14 protein-coding genes are annotated in these 16305 nt (G+C 45.6%); 6 read left to right on the plus strand and 8 right to left on the minus strand.

Going from position 1 to position 16305, the window contains the following annotated elements; genetic code table 11:
- Window positions 1–170 precede the first annotated feature (170 nt).
- From NH8B_RS09195 to NH8B_RS20865, 6 genes are all read left to right on the plus strand, one after another.
- Window positions 171–1604, plus strand: coding sequence for an ABC-three component system protein (locus NH8B_RS09195; protein ID WP_014087047.1), 1434 nt, complete (start codon window positions 171–173; stop codon window positions 1602–1604).
- Window positions 1604–2317, plus strand: a complete 714-nt coding sequence (locus NH8B_RS09200) for an ABC-three component system middle component 1 (protein ID WP_014087048.1) — start codon at window positions 1604–1606, stop codon at window positions 2315–2317. The genes NH8B_RS09195 and NH8B_RS09200 overlap by 1 nt, the downstream gene beginning before the upstream one ends.
- Window positions 2314–4698: an AAA family ATPase gene (locus tag NH8B_RS09205; protein ID WP_041703422.1), complete on the plus strand. Its 2385-nt coding sequence runs from the start codon at window positions 2314–2316 to the stop codon at window positions 4696–4698. The genes NH8B_RS09200 and NH8B_RS09205 overlap by 4 nt, the downstream gene beginning before the upstream one ends.
- A gap of 1109 nt (window positions 4699–5807) precedes the next feature.
- Window positions 5808–6698 carry an HNH endonuclease gene (locus NH8B_RS09210; protein ID WP_014087050.1) on the plus strand — a complete coding sequence of 297 codons (891 nt, stop codon included), beginning with the start codon at window positions 5808–5810 and terminating at the stop codon, window positions 6696–6698.
- Window positions 6699–6885: 187 nt separating this feature from the next.
- Window positions 6886–7725: a DUF4145 domain-containing protein gene (locus NH8B_RS20860; protein WP_148282959.1), complete on the plus strand. Its 840-nt coding sequence runs from the start codon at window positions 6886–6888 to the stop codon at window positions 7723–7725.
- Window positions 7726–7829: 104 nt separating this feature from the next.
- Complete coding sequence (locus NH8B_RS20865; RefSeq protein ID WP_148282960.1) at window positions 7830–8915, plus strand: hypothetical protein; 1086 nt, start codon at window positions 7830–7832, stop codon at window positions 8913–8915.
- 62 nt (window positions 8916–8977) lie between these two features.
- Here NH8B_RS20865 and NH8B_RS21375 read toward each other — a convergent pair whose 3' ends face one another.
- The 8 genes from NH8B_RS21375 to NH8B_RS09225 all read right to left on the minus strand — a co-directional run bounded on the left by NH8B_RS21375 (window position 8978) and on the right by NH8B_RS09225 (window position 16271).
- The gene (locus NH8B_RS21375) at window positions 8978–9238 is read right to left on the minus strand and encodes a helix-turn-helix domain-containing protein (protein ID WP_198408196.1); all 261 of its coding nucleotides are present in this window, start codon (window positions 9236–9238) and stop codon (window positions 8978–8980) included.
- Window positions 9216–11477 carry a TniQ family protein gene (locus NH8B_RS20430; RefSeq protein ID WP_083844250.1) on the minus strand — a complete coding sequence of 754 codons (2262 nt, stop codon included), beginning with the start codon at window positions 11475–11477 and terminating at the stop codon, window positions 9216–9218. The genes NH8B_RS21375 and NH8B_RS20430 overlap by 23 nt, the downstream gene beginning before the upstream one ends.
- Complete coding sequence (locus NH8B_RS09215; RefSeq protein ID WP_014087055.1) at window positions 11474–12403, minus strand: TniB family NTP-binding protein; 930 nt, start codon at window positions 12401–12403, stop codon at window positions 11474–11476. Before NH8B_RS09215 ends, NH8B_RS20430 begins: the two co-directional genes overlap by 4 nt.
- A complete protein-coding gene (locus NH8B_RS20435) occupies window positions 12400–14370 on the minus strand; it encodes a Mu transposase C-terminal domain-containing protein (protein WP_083844251.1) in 1971 nt (656 codons plus the stop codon). The genes NH8B_RS09215 and NH8B_RS20435 overlap by 4 nt, the downstream gene beginning before the upstream one ends.
- Window positions 14354–14944 (minus strand): TnsA endonuclease N-terminal domain-containing protein, encoded by a 591-nt coding sequence (locus NH8B_RS20440; RefSeq protein ID WP_198408197.1) that lies wholly within the window; start codon window positions 14942–14944, stop codon window positions 14354–14356. The genes NH8B_RS20435 and NH8B_RS20440 overlap by 17 nt, the downstream gene beginning before the upstream one ends.
- Before the next feature lie 77 nt (window positions 14945–15021).
- The gene (locus NH8B_RS09220; RefSeq protein WP_014087058.1) at window positions 15022–15327 is read right to left on the minus strand and encodes a hypothetical protein; all 306 of its coding nucleotides are present in this window, start codon (window positions 15325–15327) and stop codon (window positions 15022–15024) included.
- Window positions 15328–15581: 254 nt separating this feature from the next.
- Window positions 15582–15776, minus strand: coding sequence for a helix-turn-helix transcriptional regulator (locus NH8B_RS20870; RefSeq protein ID WP_014087059.1), 195 nt, complete (start codon window positions 15774–15776; stop codon window positions 15582–15584).
- A gap of 219 nt (window positions 15777–15995) precedes the next feature.
- Window positions 15996–16271, minus strand: coding sequence for a hypothetical protein (locus tag NH8B_RS09225; protein ID WP_014087060.1), 276 nt, complete (start codon window positions 16269–16271; stop codon window positions 15996–15998).
- Between the last annotated feature and the right edge of the window lie 34 nt (window positions 16272–16305).

Consider the following 16305-nt stretch of genomic DNA (forward strand, 5'->3'; position numbering starts at 1 on the left):
GTGTCATCAGCCATGTCGAATGAATGAAGTGTGAATTGCTTTACGAGTGCTGGTAAAAAATCATCTGGGGACGGGTTCTCAACCATAGAAGTTAGCTCCTAACTATCGGCAAGGTGGAATATGAAGCTACATTCGCACATTATTTATAAATGTAAAACTGGAGTTTTCTGATGGCATTCGATGCGTCTCCTTCATGGAGCGGCTTTAATTACCAAGGCAAGGTCGCCCTTTATTACGCTCTAACGCTAATAAATGCAGAACCTGTAGATGCTGACTTGTCGAACTGCAGCTTAATGCTTGAGTCCACTGAGGATTTTGAGATACTGCGTAATGGCGCCCCTGTCTCGTTTCATCAAGTCAAGGCATATAACTCCAGTACTTACAGCGAATATTCCGATGCTCTGCTGGGGATCGCCTTGGAGCTATATAAGCAGCCGGGTGTTGCCGGGCGGATCCATACTTGGAAGCAAATAAATTCCAAACCAGGCTCCCTGGATTTGAAAATTTCTATTAAAGATGACATAAATATCATTCTAACTCAGTATAAAGATACAATTCCAAAGAATGGTAGTACCACAATCGAAAAGGCTGCGTCCAATGAGAAAAATATACCTAAACCAGCAGCCATACTACGAGCCGCCTTCAAGGGCAAGACCGCAGAGCAGCTGTATGCGATATTAGATTCTATCCATAACGGACAAAATGACGCACTCTCCAGAATTGAGTCTTACAAATACGATGACGGAAAAACGTTCTGTGACTTAGATGACATCAATACCAAGATAAAATTGGAAATCTCTAAGGCGTTAGCGGCCAGAGAATCCATCATTACAGATGAGCTGCTGGAAAAAACCTTTCATTGCTTTCTAGGGGTGATAGATAGGTACATTATCGGACGGCACAAGGAAAAACAACAAAAAACGGAAACTCCAATAACCTTCGCAGAGATAATTCTGGCTCTTGAAACCGATCATGAAGACATAGGGAAAGAATATCTATCCTATAAATTTAAAGAAAAATTCGCCCATTTAATTGATGAATATATGGGCGATCAAGATGACTATACAGATCCGGGGTCTGGCGAATACTGCAATCTGAAAGAGGCAAGAAAATTTCTACTAGGGTTAAGTGCGACCGATCTCTGGGCGTACTATCGAAGCTTCTCTCCTCAAATTTACCTCCAGCATGTAAACAACACGGAAAATGCTTTTGCCACAGATTTAGAAGGCATTCGCTATGTACTAATAAAAATACTGCATACAATTAACTTCGAGCGCGCCTCGCACAATGCGACTAGGTGTAAGTTCACCTACCGGTCAGCGGCACTGCCGCATCAACATTATCTGCCAACCACCATTACAAATACTGCACGGACTAGTCAGATCGAAAGAAAAATAACAGCCAACCCAAACATGAGCGAAATACTGTTCGAGGTCGAAAATCTTATATACGACGGCTTAGAACACCACTCATTTTCGCCCACCCGAATGGTGCACACTGAGGCTCCAGCTGCAGCAGAAGCAGACCCCCGACCTAAAAGAGATGAAGTTTTGAAGATTATAAACCTCGTTCCTATAATGACAGCGAAGGATGCACTATCATAATGATCGACATTATTAATAACATCCTCACCAGTAGTGGCTACAATATGATTGGTCTCGACATCCCCCTTGACAATCAAACCTTTAATCTTTTCTGTCCGCCAGAGGAAAGTAGGAGGGAAGAATACTTCGTCACTATCCAATCGCACACGCAATCCGACAAAGCTGCACAAGCGTTGCTAGATGAAAAAGCACAGGAGCTATTCGATGCAATCAGTAACTCTGGAAAAGTAGGTCGAGCCTTCGAGAAAAACTGTACTTTGCTCATCAGCCATGATGAGCAAAGAATCAGTAGGAAAACAATACTTTCCCTTGAAGAAGATCAGTATAACTTCAAGAAGAATGTTATAACATACACTATTGATGAACTAGCAACCCTAAAAGACTACCTCTCCGAAAACGGGGTAGAGAAAATAACTAACAAAGTCATAAACCAGATAGTCAACTCCGAGGGTGGGAGAAGATTTTTGGCGTTCAAAAGTAATCATGAAGATAGAAAAAATTACTACTCACTCATAATAAAAATTGCACTTAAGCTGCCGTTTATTACCTATAGTCCACAGGAGCAGCAACTCACCAATCTCAATAGTAATATTGAAAATTCCCTCAATGCACATCAGTCTTCCATTTATAGTCGCCTAATGGAATCAGAGGTGGAGTGGACTGATGAAAACATTCATCAGCAAATATTATTTACTTGGGGGGACTTGACATGATTAACCTCAACAAAATCACAATCAAAAACTTCAAAATATTTGGCGATGATCCATACACTATTAGTTTTGAAGATAGCAATCTCATTCTGCTTGACGGGCCAAATGGATATGGAAAGACATCTGTTTTCGATGCTATCGAGCTAGGTCTGACCGGCAACATTACTCGACTTGTATCCCTTGATGGCCGTCAAAATCCAGTGGACGTAGTAGTTGCACATAAAGGCTCTGAGCGTGTTGAAATTATTATGGAGTTCAAAGAGAATGACTCAAAATTAAAGATTTTTCAACGAAAATTAAGGGATGGTATTCCAAATATATCCAAAAGAATATCCAGGTTTGCGGAGCTCTGGGAACTCAATGAGCTTATTAATGGAGTCCCAACTCCTGTCAGCCAAAACACACTAGAACAATACTTTGACAGTCAGGATTTTTCTCGAGACTTCCTGTTGTTTCATTACGTGCAGCAAGAAGAAACATCCAGGTTTCTGAAGACGAATAATGAGACACAGCGGGCTGAAGAGCTAGCCCAGTTATTTGGCAATACACGGGATGCTGATGAGAAGCTCAGCAAGCTGACAGACATTTCGCGCAAAATATCAGCAGCCAAAAGGCGCAATACTTCTCAGATCGAAAACATCAAGAACCTGTACAGGATCGATGGCAATGCCAACATAGAAAATGGACCAGCCGAAACACATGTTTATGCTTTTCCATGGCTAGCAGAAGAAAATAAATCACCCTTTTGGGATGCAATTGCTATTTCAGAATTGAATCAAGAGAGATTTAACATTTCCTTGGCAGAAATCAACAGCATCAAGAATTTCCTTTTGCACCAGGATTTTTTCGTTAGAAGCCGTCGATTTGAAAATGCTGCCCTCCAGAAAGAGGTGCTCGAGCTTTATATTGGCTACTACAATTCGATAAATTATCATGCCTTGCATGTCAAAAAGAATAAAACTTATCAATTAATACAACAATGCCATGCAGCACTAATAAGTGGCGATTTAAAGCAAATTCGTGCCATAAAGAACCTTGAGGTCATATTCCAAGATTTAGCTTTGGGAAGCAGCGCCGCATTTGAAGCTGCTATCCAAAAGCTAGGCGAGGAGGAGAGCAAATCAAGTGGTTTGAGTTCCATTTACTCCGAACTCCTAAAGCACCACGATGCCATGTCTGCTGGGCTTCAGAAGGCGCCAAATGAGACTGCATGCTTGCTCTGTGGGCACGACTATACGGCTCATGACACGTTGGCTAACGCCATTGCTCAGCATGGCCATCTAATTCGATTGCAACTCTCAGAGAACGATCGACAGCTGGTGGAGGCCAGGGATGCATTCAATACGACTCATCTCTACCCCTTACTCCAGGCCTGTATCACTTATCTGGAACAGACACCGGTTTCCACCCAGGAGGATTTGTTCGCACTGTCTAAAGCGGTAACTGCACAAGAACGCTTTGAGAAACTCCGTAAATGGTTACTATCGGAACGTATTGAGCACGATGACTTGCTCGCAACTACATTCCCTGTTCAAGGTAGGGATAACTACATTGCAGAGGCGACTGATAATCTATGTCGACTGATACGCTCGGCAATCGGTACAGCACCAGAGGGTTATTACGAATCCAACGGCGCCAACGTATTTGAAAGAATTTACAGGGATTACTTCAACGGCACACAGGACAAATTGGCTCTGGTGAACATTGATCTGCTAGATAAGAAAGAGAGCTACATAAAGAGCCACTATTTCAGTTCGCTTAAGGAGATTTCCCAAGAGATCGTCAAGCTGACGAAGCAATCTCAAAACTTAGAGCGTGCTGCAAATGACGTAGGTGATCTCATCACAATAGTTCGGACGCAGATAAGGCAGTACCGGAAAAAACTGATCACAGATATTGAGATCCCTTTCTACATCTACTCCGGCAAGATCCTTCAGACCCATCAGGCTGGGCTCGGCCAAGGCATCTTCATCAAAGACCCAACAGGTGAGGATGAGCTAAAGAATGTTCGATTGGTTTCTAACTGGGAAAGCGATCATGACATTCTTAATACTATGAGTTCCGGACAAATATCCGCTGTGGTCATCGCGCTGACCCTAGCGCTCCATCGAGTCTACTCCACCAAGTTCTCTAGCATCCTCATCGACGACCCTGTCCAGACAATGGATGACATAAACATGGCCTCGCTAGTAGAGGTGCTTCGTAACGATTTCAGTGAGAAGCAGATTATACTGTCCACGCATGAGGACAAAGTAGCCAGGTACTTCACCTACAAGTATTTGAAGCACAGTGAGAACGTTAAAATTATTAACCTAATGCAAAGGAAAGAGTACTTTCCAAGCAATAAGTATCTCTACAGATCAGAAAGCATTATCACACATTAAAATCAAGAAATGGGCTTGCATGCCATTTCACTTAAGGGAAAAGCCCCGCGTAAGCAGGGCCTTTTCTCCACTAATGCTATGCGGCAGCTGTTGCACAACTCTAGATATATGGAAACAAAAAGGCAACCGAACATTCTTGTCTGGTTGCCTTTCTAAATGAAATGCCCGCAAACCTAAATAGCTTGCAGGTTCTGAGAAAGGGCAACAACTACCACATAGCGCCCGTCAAAGGAATTCATTTTTTGGCTATCGGAAATTTCAAACGTTGACTGCGAAATTTCAACCTTTCCGATTTCTGACGTGCGGGCTTTTTTGTACGGTCTTATGTGTCGTCGAGTGCAAGCTTATCTGTCGTTTTGGCAAGCTTATGTGTCGCTCGACGCTGACATGACTTATTGTGAGATTCATCAAAATATGAATCTCTTTTATTTTTGTCATCAATGGCTTAGGTTTCATTTCGATCAAAATAAATGAAGTGGATTTCACTCAAAGTGTGAAATTGTATTGGAATGAAGCCAAAGAATGGAATTTTGCAGTGTGCTGCGCTCCAGATGCAGTACGGATCAGCCGGCTACGTGTAGATGTCCCTACAAGGCAGAGGCCTCGTCGGGGTTTGCATCTTTATGGCATGGATGGTGAGCTAGGCCGAAGCGAGCTGGCTGGCATCGGTCTTGTGCATGTCAGCATGTCAGCGAAGGGGGCCCTGTGCGATGGCTCCAAGTTGGGTGCCGCAGCCGGGGCTGACGTGAGTCCCTCTCACCTCCGTCATCCTGGTGACTACTCCGTGATTCGAGGCTAAGCGCCTACTAAGTAGCTCCCGGCGTGAGCTGGTACAGCTTGTCTATGCGTGCTCTCTGAGCGATTGCACGACCCTTCTACTGATTGCCTACACAATTTCACTTGCGATGCATAACGTGAGCAGCTTCTCCCTGTCGTTTGTGAATACCAATCTATCGTTTCGGAAGAAGATGAGGGTAACGAGCTAGGTGGGGAGGCTGCAGATCCACAGGTGTTGATCGGCATAGCTGGATGTATGACAAAAGCCAAGGACAGGTCAAATTTTAGAATGCTATTATCATACCCACATCATCACGTGGGGAGGAATCTCGGTGGCAATCCTTTTTTGTAATGTTGGCTGGATGCAGAAGTACGATGGCTTAGATGCCGATAGCCTTGAGCGTGGTGGTTCGTATAACAACCATTCTATCGGGCATGAAGTGTGCAACTTCACTCCTGTCGGTGATGTGGTTTACGGCTACATCCAAGCAAACGGGAACATCAAACTGGAGAACTTGGGTGCGTCCAAGAAAGATGACTCAGTTGATGGTGTGACCGTTGTATGGACAGCATCGCCGCCAGATGGTGGGACTGTAGTTGTTGGCTGGTACTTGAACGCCACCGTTTACCGCGCGGTACAGCAGACGCCGCAAAAGGCAGCGAAGCACATCGCTCAAGGGGCAACCTACTTCCGCATCAAGGCAAAGCGCAAAGATGCAGTACTACTGGAAGAGCGCTCCGTTTTGATTCCGCGTGCCACAAAAGGGGGCATTGGGCAGAGCAACATATGGTATGCCGACAAACCCGAGAGTAAGCCGATTGTTGAGCGGGTAATGAAGCTCATCACAGAGGGACCAACACCCTTGCCAGATATAGATGAAACTGGCGGACGGGAAGGGAAGGTCAGGCTGAGTGCCCATCTCCGCAGAGAGCGCAATGCCAAGCTGGTCAAGAAGAAAAAAGAATCTGTGCTGAAAGCGACCGGAAGACTCAGTTGCCAAGTCTGTGGCTTTGACTTCAAGCAGGTGTATGGCAGCTATGGAGAAAATTTTTGCGAGGTACACCACCTGACACCATTAGCCAAAGCGGATTGTGAGGTGGAGACAAAGTTGGATGATCTGGCTGTGGTTTGCTCTAACTGCCATCGGATCATTCACCGTCATGACCCGATGCCGAAGATTGAGCAGCTCGCCGCAGCGATATCCGGGGCCAAGGCTTGCTAAGTATGGTGCACCCACTTTGGCCGCGCTGTGTCTATTGAGATCAACTGCTCGCAGTGAGTTGGTGCTTCTGGCACAAAGGATTCCTAGCATTTGCCGGCTAACGTAGTAGGACAAGGTTATGGTATCGATTGACTGACTTCAGTAATATGCATTCAGAATAAATATACCCTGTATAGAATAATATTTCATGGCTGGCATCAATATAATGAAAAGAGAAAGAATATCGCAGTTCGTCATCTTGGCATGCTTTGCGGTGATGTCTGGGCAATCCTCAGGGAATGAACTCAAGTGCAAGGGTGATATTCTCAAAAAAATCACGACTCCCAGATCAAAACACACAGAGCCATGGGGGCATGAAATTACAACCCATTGTGGATCGCAAACTATAACGCAAACGATCCAGTTCCCAGCACAAGACCAAGCTCCAAAGAAAGACCCAGAAAATCCAGTTCCGTGGGTAAAATTGCTAGATGCCTTCTTTAAATTGCTTAGTGGTTTTGCATGGCCTCTAGCTACAATTTGGGTTTCCTATATTTTCCGTGCTGAGCTTCGCTCTCTATTAGGGCGCATGTCCACCTTTAAATATAAAGAAATGGAGGCAAAGTTCGAGCGTGACATTGCGACTGCGAAAGCTCAATCAAGCCGTCTGGAATCAAGCAAAGCTAAGATGTGGAATGAAGCGACGCTTAGCGGAGTATTAACAACCTACGAACTGTTCCAACGAATAGCGGCCACCTCTCCGAGAGCTGCGATTGTTGAGTATTGGATAGATCTTGAGGCTGCAATATGGGCTGCGGCAAAGAAAGCAAAGATTGAAGAGCACTCAGTAACCAAGAGAGTCGCTGCGCTTATTGCGGCTGGGCACATCGAGAAAGATGTCATGCCGCTATTTCTGAAGTTAAGGGATATTCGAAATCAGGCAACTCATCTTTCGGAATTCAGCATTTCTGTTGAAGACGCTCTGGCTTATTTAGATAGTGTTTTGCGACTTGGGAATGAGTTTAGATATTATGCCGTTGATGTTTAGTCATTGATGGCCTATTCGAATAATGTAGCGCAGTTCTGAATGATTTCAATAATGCGATCTCCATGATTGCGATGAGTGCTTAATTCTCCTGCGGATACACTGGAATGAAAATTGAGGGCTTTATGAGTATTACTAGAGAACAGGTCATAAAAATGGCAATAATATGTATCCCTGCGCCTTTTTTTGTGATATACGCCAAGCTTTATTCTGCGAACATGTTTACGGCACTGTTTGCCTATTTTATTTCTGCGTTTTTTGTCGCTAAAATAATCCCTGTTATCATTGGTGAGGTTAAAAGTTGCTATCTACCTAACCGCCGAATGGCAATGCGCAGCATTAAAAAATTGAGGCCTTTTGTAAACAGGCCAGATTCGGCGAATTTGCTATATAGTATTTCTGTTGTATTTTTGCTCGTTGCCTTCGTTTTTTTTACGACAAATCCTAAAGGATGGTTTTTTTATATTTGGCAGTTTTTTGCATTTTCTTTTCTTTTGGCTGGTGCATTGCTGGACCTGTCTGCTAGGGTTCGAGCCTTAATTAACTCAAGATTGGCTAGATTTGCAAAAATTGTTGGATCATTTGTATTTGGAACATTTTTTGCATATGCTTCAAGTGTTTTTTCTGACTGGATGATTAACGACGTTACTCATTTATCTGGCAAAAACTTTCCAGCTCTGTTTGCGCTCTTGTCAGCCTGGATGACGCCATTGTTGTGGGTGATGCTCTTGCAGGCAGCATTGATGGCTTATTCATTTTTTCAGTTTACCGTTTTTGCTATTGGCCATCTTTTCAACATGATCGGAGATCAATTTATTGGTGTTTTTTTGCCAAAAATTTCTAAAGATTTAAAGGACAGAATTTATCGGTTACGCTATGGTGAAAAACCAAGCAAATCAAAGTTGCTTTTAAAGACTACTGGTGCGATTGCCAGTCCATTTGGAATGTTTTTGATAGTTTTTGGGCTTTCTTTGCTAACTGGGTCTGTTTTTGGCTTTAATCCTGCCATAAAAAATTCTCTTGCAAAATTTATTGTTTTTTCTGAATACCACTCCACCGGTGATTGTGAAAATATAAAAGGCCCAGTGAAGGTGAAAACTTTGGATGGCAATCGAGTTTCTGTTGCTTCGTACGATTCAAATGGGATATTAAAATTTCAGTCTGTAGCATGTGTTCCACCTGTTTCTAATTAAGTTATATAAAGCGCTTTATTTTTCTGATAAATGTTTTTGTGTGGCACTGCGGTGTGGCTAATTTATTTCTGGTACTTGCTTAGTGTACTTTCAATTCCTGTTGCTATAGCTAGGAAAAATTCACTTGCTGACATGTTTAACCCCCTGCTCAGCGCCACAAGCGTATCAAGCTTAGGGGAACGGTATCCAAGTTCAAGCAGGGAGATGCATGTTCTATCAAGCTCGGCTTCGAATGCCAGCTTTTCTTGGGATAGTTTGCGTTGCAATCTTAGATTTCGCAATGTCCTGCCGAATATGATGTTATGCATCTTCAGGGCCTCCATCAGTCAATGAGCTTCGTGTTGCAATTGAAAGCTTTTTTAATTTTTTTATGGCACTTCGTGGGAAGTAGAATTTAATCTGTCCACTACCCAGGTGCATTATCATTCCTGCGAGGCAGCCGTATTTTGACTCCCATCTGATCCTGGCTTTTTTAACGCCGCTAAGCGTAGAGAGTTCTGCTGTGCTGAGCATAGATTTTCGAGATGCAATAGCCGCTTGCAGCTGATCCTTTTGGCAGTAATCAGTTAGCCCATCTGAAATTAGACTGATTAGACCTAGCCTGATGAGGTCTTGCCAAAAACGTGCACCTTCTTTTTTAAGGGACTCTTTTGCGGATGCCATTAGGATCAGGTCAGAATTTTTTCGATAGTCGGCTAGGTAATTTTCAAGATCAGCTGCTTCGAAATACAGCAGCCCGTCACCTTCTGTTTGACTGGGCGTCAGGAAGCCGAGATGGCAAAGTGTGTCAAGTTGATGCGGCTTGATGTCAAGAAACTGACAGGCAACTGTGGCTGCAAGCCGTTTTGACTCTATGCGTTTCACTAATAGCTTGTGCCCACGACCACAGCGGCTTTGATAAGATCGCTGCGCTGCTATGGCCGTTAAGTCAATGGCTTCCACTTCTTCGCGCTTGAAAACGTAGATCAGGCCTTTATCTACCCCGGGGCCGTGCACAGGCTTCAGGCCGACAGACATGAGCTTATCTGCGAGATTAGTAGCATTGCAGGCGAGTTGTTTCGCCAGCTCTCGGATAAAAATGTATGTCCGCTGAAAAGCATGAAGATCATCTACGTGGATTCGTAGCTGCCGAGAGCAATAGGGCCTGTAACGCAATAACCCAGCTTTTGCCAATCGATAAACAGCATCGGGATAGATATCAAGAGCCCTGGCAGCATCTCTAACACTTAGCTGGGTTGGTACGGCCGAGATATAATCACAGTCCCTTCTGAGTACCAGGCTAGGCAGTCCGGTACAAAAATCATACGCAATAACTCCTGCTTTTCGTTGCTTTAGTCCGGAAAGTAGATTGAGCCGTGTAGCAAAATCGATACCGAAATGATCAAAGGAAACTAGTTGGCCATTTTCATGTTGGGTTGTTTTTTGGCCAAGCAGTGCTTGTAACTGCCGGAGACTTTCATAACTGACAAATGTATCGCAATGCCTTCTGCTGTTGGGCGACGACCCTTCGAGGATCTCTGAGAGTAATCCATCCTTGATTAACCGTCGTACAACATGTGTCGAGGCATTCAGAACAACTGCAACTGTTTCGAGTGGTAGCCTGGGAGCTGCTCCACTTTCTGTGCTTGATGAGCTTGGCGATGCCCTTGCTTGGTTGGTCAGCCACTGATTACTCAGACAGGCAAGTTCCTGGTCAAATGCGGCATCTATTTTTAGGCCTTGAAGCGCTGGTGAGACGGCGAAGCGGGGCCCAAGGGCAGCATGCAAAGCATGCCGATGGTCAAAGCAGGTGAACAGCGCCGCATCGTATGCATCCTTGGACTGCACCTGATCTATTGAGATGGTTCCGATATAAGCGTACCGCTGTTCAATAGCGTCTTCCGCTAATGCGGCCACATCCAGCTTACCGGCGAGGCTCTCTTGCTGTAGCAATGACAGAGTGATGTAGCGCTGTATCTCGATCGCTGAGAGCGTGCTTATCTCAATGGCTGAACTACCGCAATTCACCGCGATGGCAGGTGCTTGATCAATTAGAAAGCCGCAACTGCAGTGGTGCAGTGATGCGTATCGCCAGCTCACGCGTCGTTGGCATGCGGGACATGTGTCCACCAGTAGCACTTGGTGCTTGCTGCAGTATGTGGTGAGCTGCCAATCCCATGCAGCCAGATGCATCGCATTTTCTGCCAAACAACAGGGGCACCAGGCCCGGTAGCTGTATCGAAGCAGCTCCTGGGGCCAGGCACCACCTTTGTACTGAAACTTTCTGTGCTTCCCCACGCGGACATCAAATGGCCATGCAAGGCTGGCAAGCTCTTCAACAGGTTGGCCAAGCTGCAGGGCTAATTTTTCCAGTGAGTAGATCCCCAACTGGGGTGAGAGAGACGGCTGGTAACGGCTGATCGACTTCTGTCCCAAGTATTCAAGCAGTTCTTGGGGGTGTTGTAAGCAATTCAGGTTGGCGAGGCGAAGCAGGTACCCGGCAAGGTTTTCTCCTTGCCGTAGCTTGGGGCGCAGAAGTAACTGGTTATCGACTACTGTGAGGTTGGCAGGGGTGTCGTTCATCTCTGAGCCCTCCGCAATTGATCGACCCAGCGCTCAATCGCTGTATTGTTCTCTTGGAACGGATTGGCCCTTAACCTCCTGTTGACTGCCAGGAGGGAGTCGAAACTACGCACCAAATGCTCTCGTTCGATCCGAGCGCAGTCTTGCATCAGGGCAGTACGGGATGCGTCGCGAATAAGTGTCGTGAAAGATCGGAAATTGCCACCTGTAGCCAGGTAGAAGCGTGCGGGCATGGTCTCGTCGCCAAACCCACTGGGCTTGGCAAAGGGCAACGCCTGTTCGAAGCAATTCAGCAGGCGTTCGAAACTGGTGGGCTGATCTAGCCAGTTGAACAAGGATATCTCCGCAGACAGCGGAAAGCGACCAGCGAGCTGGGGACTGTACTCAAGAACAGCACAGGCGGCTGGCATGCCTGCAAGGATGAAGGGTAGAGTGGTTTGATTGATCAGGCTCTTGATCGCATCGGCAACGGCTTCAATACGCTGGCGGGTACCGCGTTCCACCAGGTGTTGAAACTCATCGAGAATGATCATGCGCACATTGCAGCGTTTGAGCAGCTCAAGTAGTCGTAGGCGCTTGTATTCGATCTTTCCCCGATCCGGGAATGGTGCGCCGAGTGCAGTAAGTAAAGAGGTGTATAGTCCCCCAATCGTTGCCGGCAATGGGACAGAGGAAACCAGCACCGGAATACTGACCTCCTCGGATGTCTTGATCGAAGGGTGGCGATCTGACAACGCTTTAATGATGGTACTTTTGCCAACACCTGTATCTCCCGTGATTATCATGCAAAGCGGTTCAGCCAAGTCAACCGATTCCTCAAAGCAGCGTTCCATATTAGACAGGATTGCACTAAAAACCGGATAGTGAACACGAATCTCATTGATTAGCTGTAGTTTTTTTCGAATGTCTTCATATTTCTTGCTCATCGTATTTCTCCTTTTGTATTGGAGTGTTCAATAAACCAATCGTCTATTTCAGTGTTTTCCAATTCTGGAGTGGGCGATTGTGATGAACTCGGCGTAGGTAGGTTTGGCGTTTTATTATTACTGTGCTTTTTGTATTTCTCCCGAGCCTTCTGGCGTGTTTTACGTTCAAGCTCATGCTCTGCGTCTTGGTGAAGCTGATGCACCTTTCTACGAAACTTGGCATTCTCTTGCCGAATGGTATCGGCATGAGGGTCGATGTCTTTCTCTACATCAGAATCAATTTTTTTACGTGACTGTTGAAATTCAATCCAGCTTGTACCTGGTTCAACATTTGGCGTTAAGCATTTCAACTTAATTAAGGCTTTGTTAACTGGGTCAGCAATATAGGCTTGAGTTACATCTTGAGGATCAATTCGAAGCATGAACAGCTGCTTTTCAGGTAGTTTTTCTTCCAGGTGTATTAAGTAGGGGTGGTGATAAATAAGACCTTTTGTGCCAATGCGCCCATTGCTGATCTTCCGCTGGAAAGTAAGACTGGTTTCAGCCTCCAAACTAAGGCTATCTGGTAAGGGTGGAATAGGGTGCTCTTCTATCAAGCGCTTCCAGCACTGGAGCGGTGTTTCCCCCAGTTCACTATGCCGTGTATTGTGATATTTAACGACAACCCATTGAAAAACGAGCTGTCGTAATTCATGTAGTGTCAAGAACGCTAATTTCTCTGAAGGATAGTCGCCACGTTCAACCGGATTTGACCAAGTAGTGCCTGGCAGTTGATGAATTAATTGATGGTTGAGCGTGCCAATAAACCGCTCAACCGCTGCCTTGTACCATGGTTTTCCTGGGGGGCAATATTGCATATCGGCATGCATGTCTGCGCAGAACTGTTTGTGAGCATTGCCATGAAATTCAGGACCGTTATCCATGAAAATCAACCTGAACTGTCCGTCTACCGGCCATGTTAGATTGATGTCAATTGATAGGCTATCGACGATTCCTTGCTTACCCATCACGGCTTGACGTAAACACATCAACACAGCTATGGATGATGGTGGTTCAAGATCTATGTAAATTCCGCAGACCATGCGAGTCCTGCGATCAATGGCAACGGTACAGGTAGGTCGTCGTAAATACGCCTTTGTGATCGGATGGATTAGAATAATATCCAATGTGGTATGGTCAATTTCCACCCGTTCTAATGGAAATAGGGCGGAGGGGCCACGATCCCTCGTTCGGAAATAACGACGAGCAGCCCGTTCGCCGAGCCGTCTTGCCATCACGATAAAGGGGTCAAGCAGCCGCTTAACTAACTTGCAGAAGCCCGTATAGCTAACGGTGCGAAGCCAATTTGTTTTAGAACGATTTTGATTGGCTTCAATCACTCGGTCAGCCAGTTCTGCATGGGTTTCTCTTAAACTAGTCCGGGCCCTTGTCAAGTAGTAGGTGTCAATGACTATGTAAAATATCTCAATCACTTCCACGTCAATCTGACCGTGGCGTCTTCCGCAATTAGCAGTTAATGGTGCAAGAGACATAACATCTTCGCCACTCTGTACGTAACGGTGGCACCAGCGATAAAGGGAGGATGGGCTTGGTGGCTTATCGTCATGAATTAACTTCGAGACAGATGCTGCTATGACTTTGAGTTCACGCGTACACGAGACTGTGGGTGTTTGATCCAAGACAGCCCTGACGTAACACAGACTACGTTGTAGTTTCAGTCTATGATGAGCAGGTAGCGCCGCTGGGATTGGGGGCAAGCCATCCTCCCTAAACAAGATGTCTTGTCCCTCGATAATTTTCAGTAGTCCTTGCTGGCGGTAAGCTTCAATTTCATCATGTTTGAATGTTTTTGCATTCGAAGTCCGCTCATTTAGCAACGTCACAGTCCGATCTGGCTGGATGTCAATAACTCGAAAGTGGTGGCCGTGAAAACTTACCGAGAAGCCTTCCCTAAGCGGAATAGTCATTTTTCACTCCTTCCGCTAGATATACTTTTAACAGAGGGTTGATAGATTTTTGTTTATCATATTCCAGCCAGCCCTCCCAAAGAAGGCGATAGAGTCCGCAAAGGCTAAGATATTTACTGTTCAATCGAATCGTGAGCCAAGTCAGGGTACATGGCCCTGCTTGTAGTAGATAATCGGCAATGAGCTGGCGGTCACGATGAGTAACAAAAACATCTGCGTAGTGCTTCAAATAATTTAAATTCTTTAAATAATTTCCTTCTCGAATAATCTTGCTGTCAACAACAACAAATTCATAGCCTAGCTGCGCCAGTTGCACTCCTATTGCATTTGCCTCTTCATTAAATGCAATATCTGCGGATATCTCCTCTGGCTTGACTTCGTAAATGGTTGGCAATCTATTTAATACATCCTTCCAATGCACTTCGAAATCTGGAGTGTATCGGTGCCATTTTCCATTAAAGCAATAATCAAATCGCTGCGGCTGGCTTTGGATGGTTTTGACTGATGAATTTCCTTCTAAATGTAGAAGCCAGTCGCGTTCAAGCGTGCTTTCCCATGAAATAAGTTCATTCATCTTGTGGCTGTAAGAGAACCCAATCACTTTGTGACTGTTGTGGTTGTGAATCTTGCGTACGGAGAGGGGTAGCATAATTACCACCTCCCCTTGTGCCAGCCTGCTGGATTCTGAGAATCTGGCATGACAACCAAGCTGAGATACTCCAAGCATGCTGCACGATTAAACAATGATGTGATGAATATCTGAGTAGGTTTGCCAGTAACATAGTCAATGACGAGAATATCCAGCGGATAAGCTTCAAGCTCTTCCCAGGTGGCAGCCATCGGCTGCATTGGGAGGAGGGGCCAAGGAAAGCTTTTACGGATAGTTGCTTTGATGGGATAGCGGGGCTGAGAGCCAGGCAGGGACAACCTAGGCACGAAGGGCGAGGAGAGCTTCATGGCTTTTCCTTTTGGGCACCGGTTCAGCAAGGGCTAAACAGGGATGCCAGGGTGTGTTGGGACAGCCCCGAGCAAAATGCCCTTGACTGTCCGCATCGGAAAAGCCAAGATGAGATTGACGAGATCACAATCGAGTCAACTCATGAAGCCCCCTGGTTTTCGTAGAACCGTGGGGGCTTCGCTCTTCCGCCAGTAGTAATAACTTCAGGCGGCTATGGCATGTTCATCTCCTTCTCTGCTTTGGGTTTGTGAGTTCAGGTGTTCATTTCATCTGTATCGCGCTCAAATTCGCGCTCCAGCCATTCTTCTACCCGCTCAGGATCCCAGCGTCGTACTCTACCGAGCCAGATGTGTTTGGGGGCTGCATGTCGTGCAATGAGATTCTCAAGCAAGCGCAGGCTAATACCCAGTCGGTCTGCCAACTGCTTAGCATTAATGAGCCTCGGCATGCTCCCCTCCGTTTTGTTGCTTGATGCAGAGTCATGCAATCTGGAGCGCTCTGCAGGGTGGTGATGTGATTGTCTGAAGTCTATGCACAAAAATTTAAAATTACAAACAGTAACTTTTGTTCAATTTATTTTTGCTATTTTAAAATAACGAAAGTCAAAATTGAAAAAGGCAAGGCGAACCAAATCGACCTTGCCTTTTTAATGCACTGAACAGACGAGCTACTTCCGTGCGTGAATTTCTTTCATCAACGTCTCCGCTTGATCACTAAACCATTCCGCCAGATGGTGGTAGGTTTTGTCACCGAACCCTTGTACGTCAATCATGTCTCCGCGTTCATGCGAGATGCCGCGCAGGTGCCAAAAGCAGCCTGAAGTGTGCAGCTTTTGAAGAAACTCTTGGTACAGAGGCCAGAGCTCTGGGATCAGCTCTACGCTCCAGTACTGGTTAGGTTCACGTGGTGGCTGCGCAAGGGCATTGTAATTTTCACTCCCCATGAATGTTCACCTTGCATATGTTGGTTCAGCTTGC

The organism is Pseudogulbenkiania sp. NH8B, from assembly GCF_000283535.1.
GTDB classification, from domain to species: Bacteria; Pseudomonadota; Gammaproteobacteria; order Burkholderiales; family Chromobacteriaceae; genus Pseudogulbenkiania; species Pseudogulbenkiania ferrooxidans.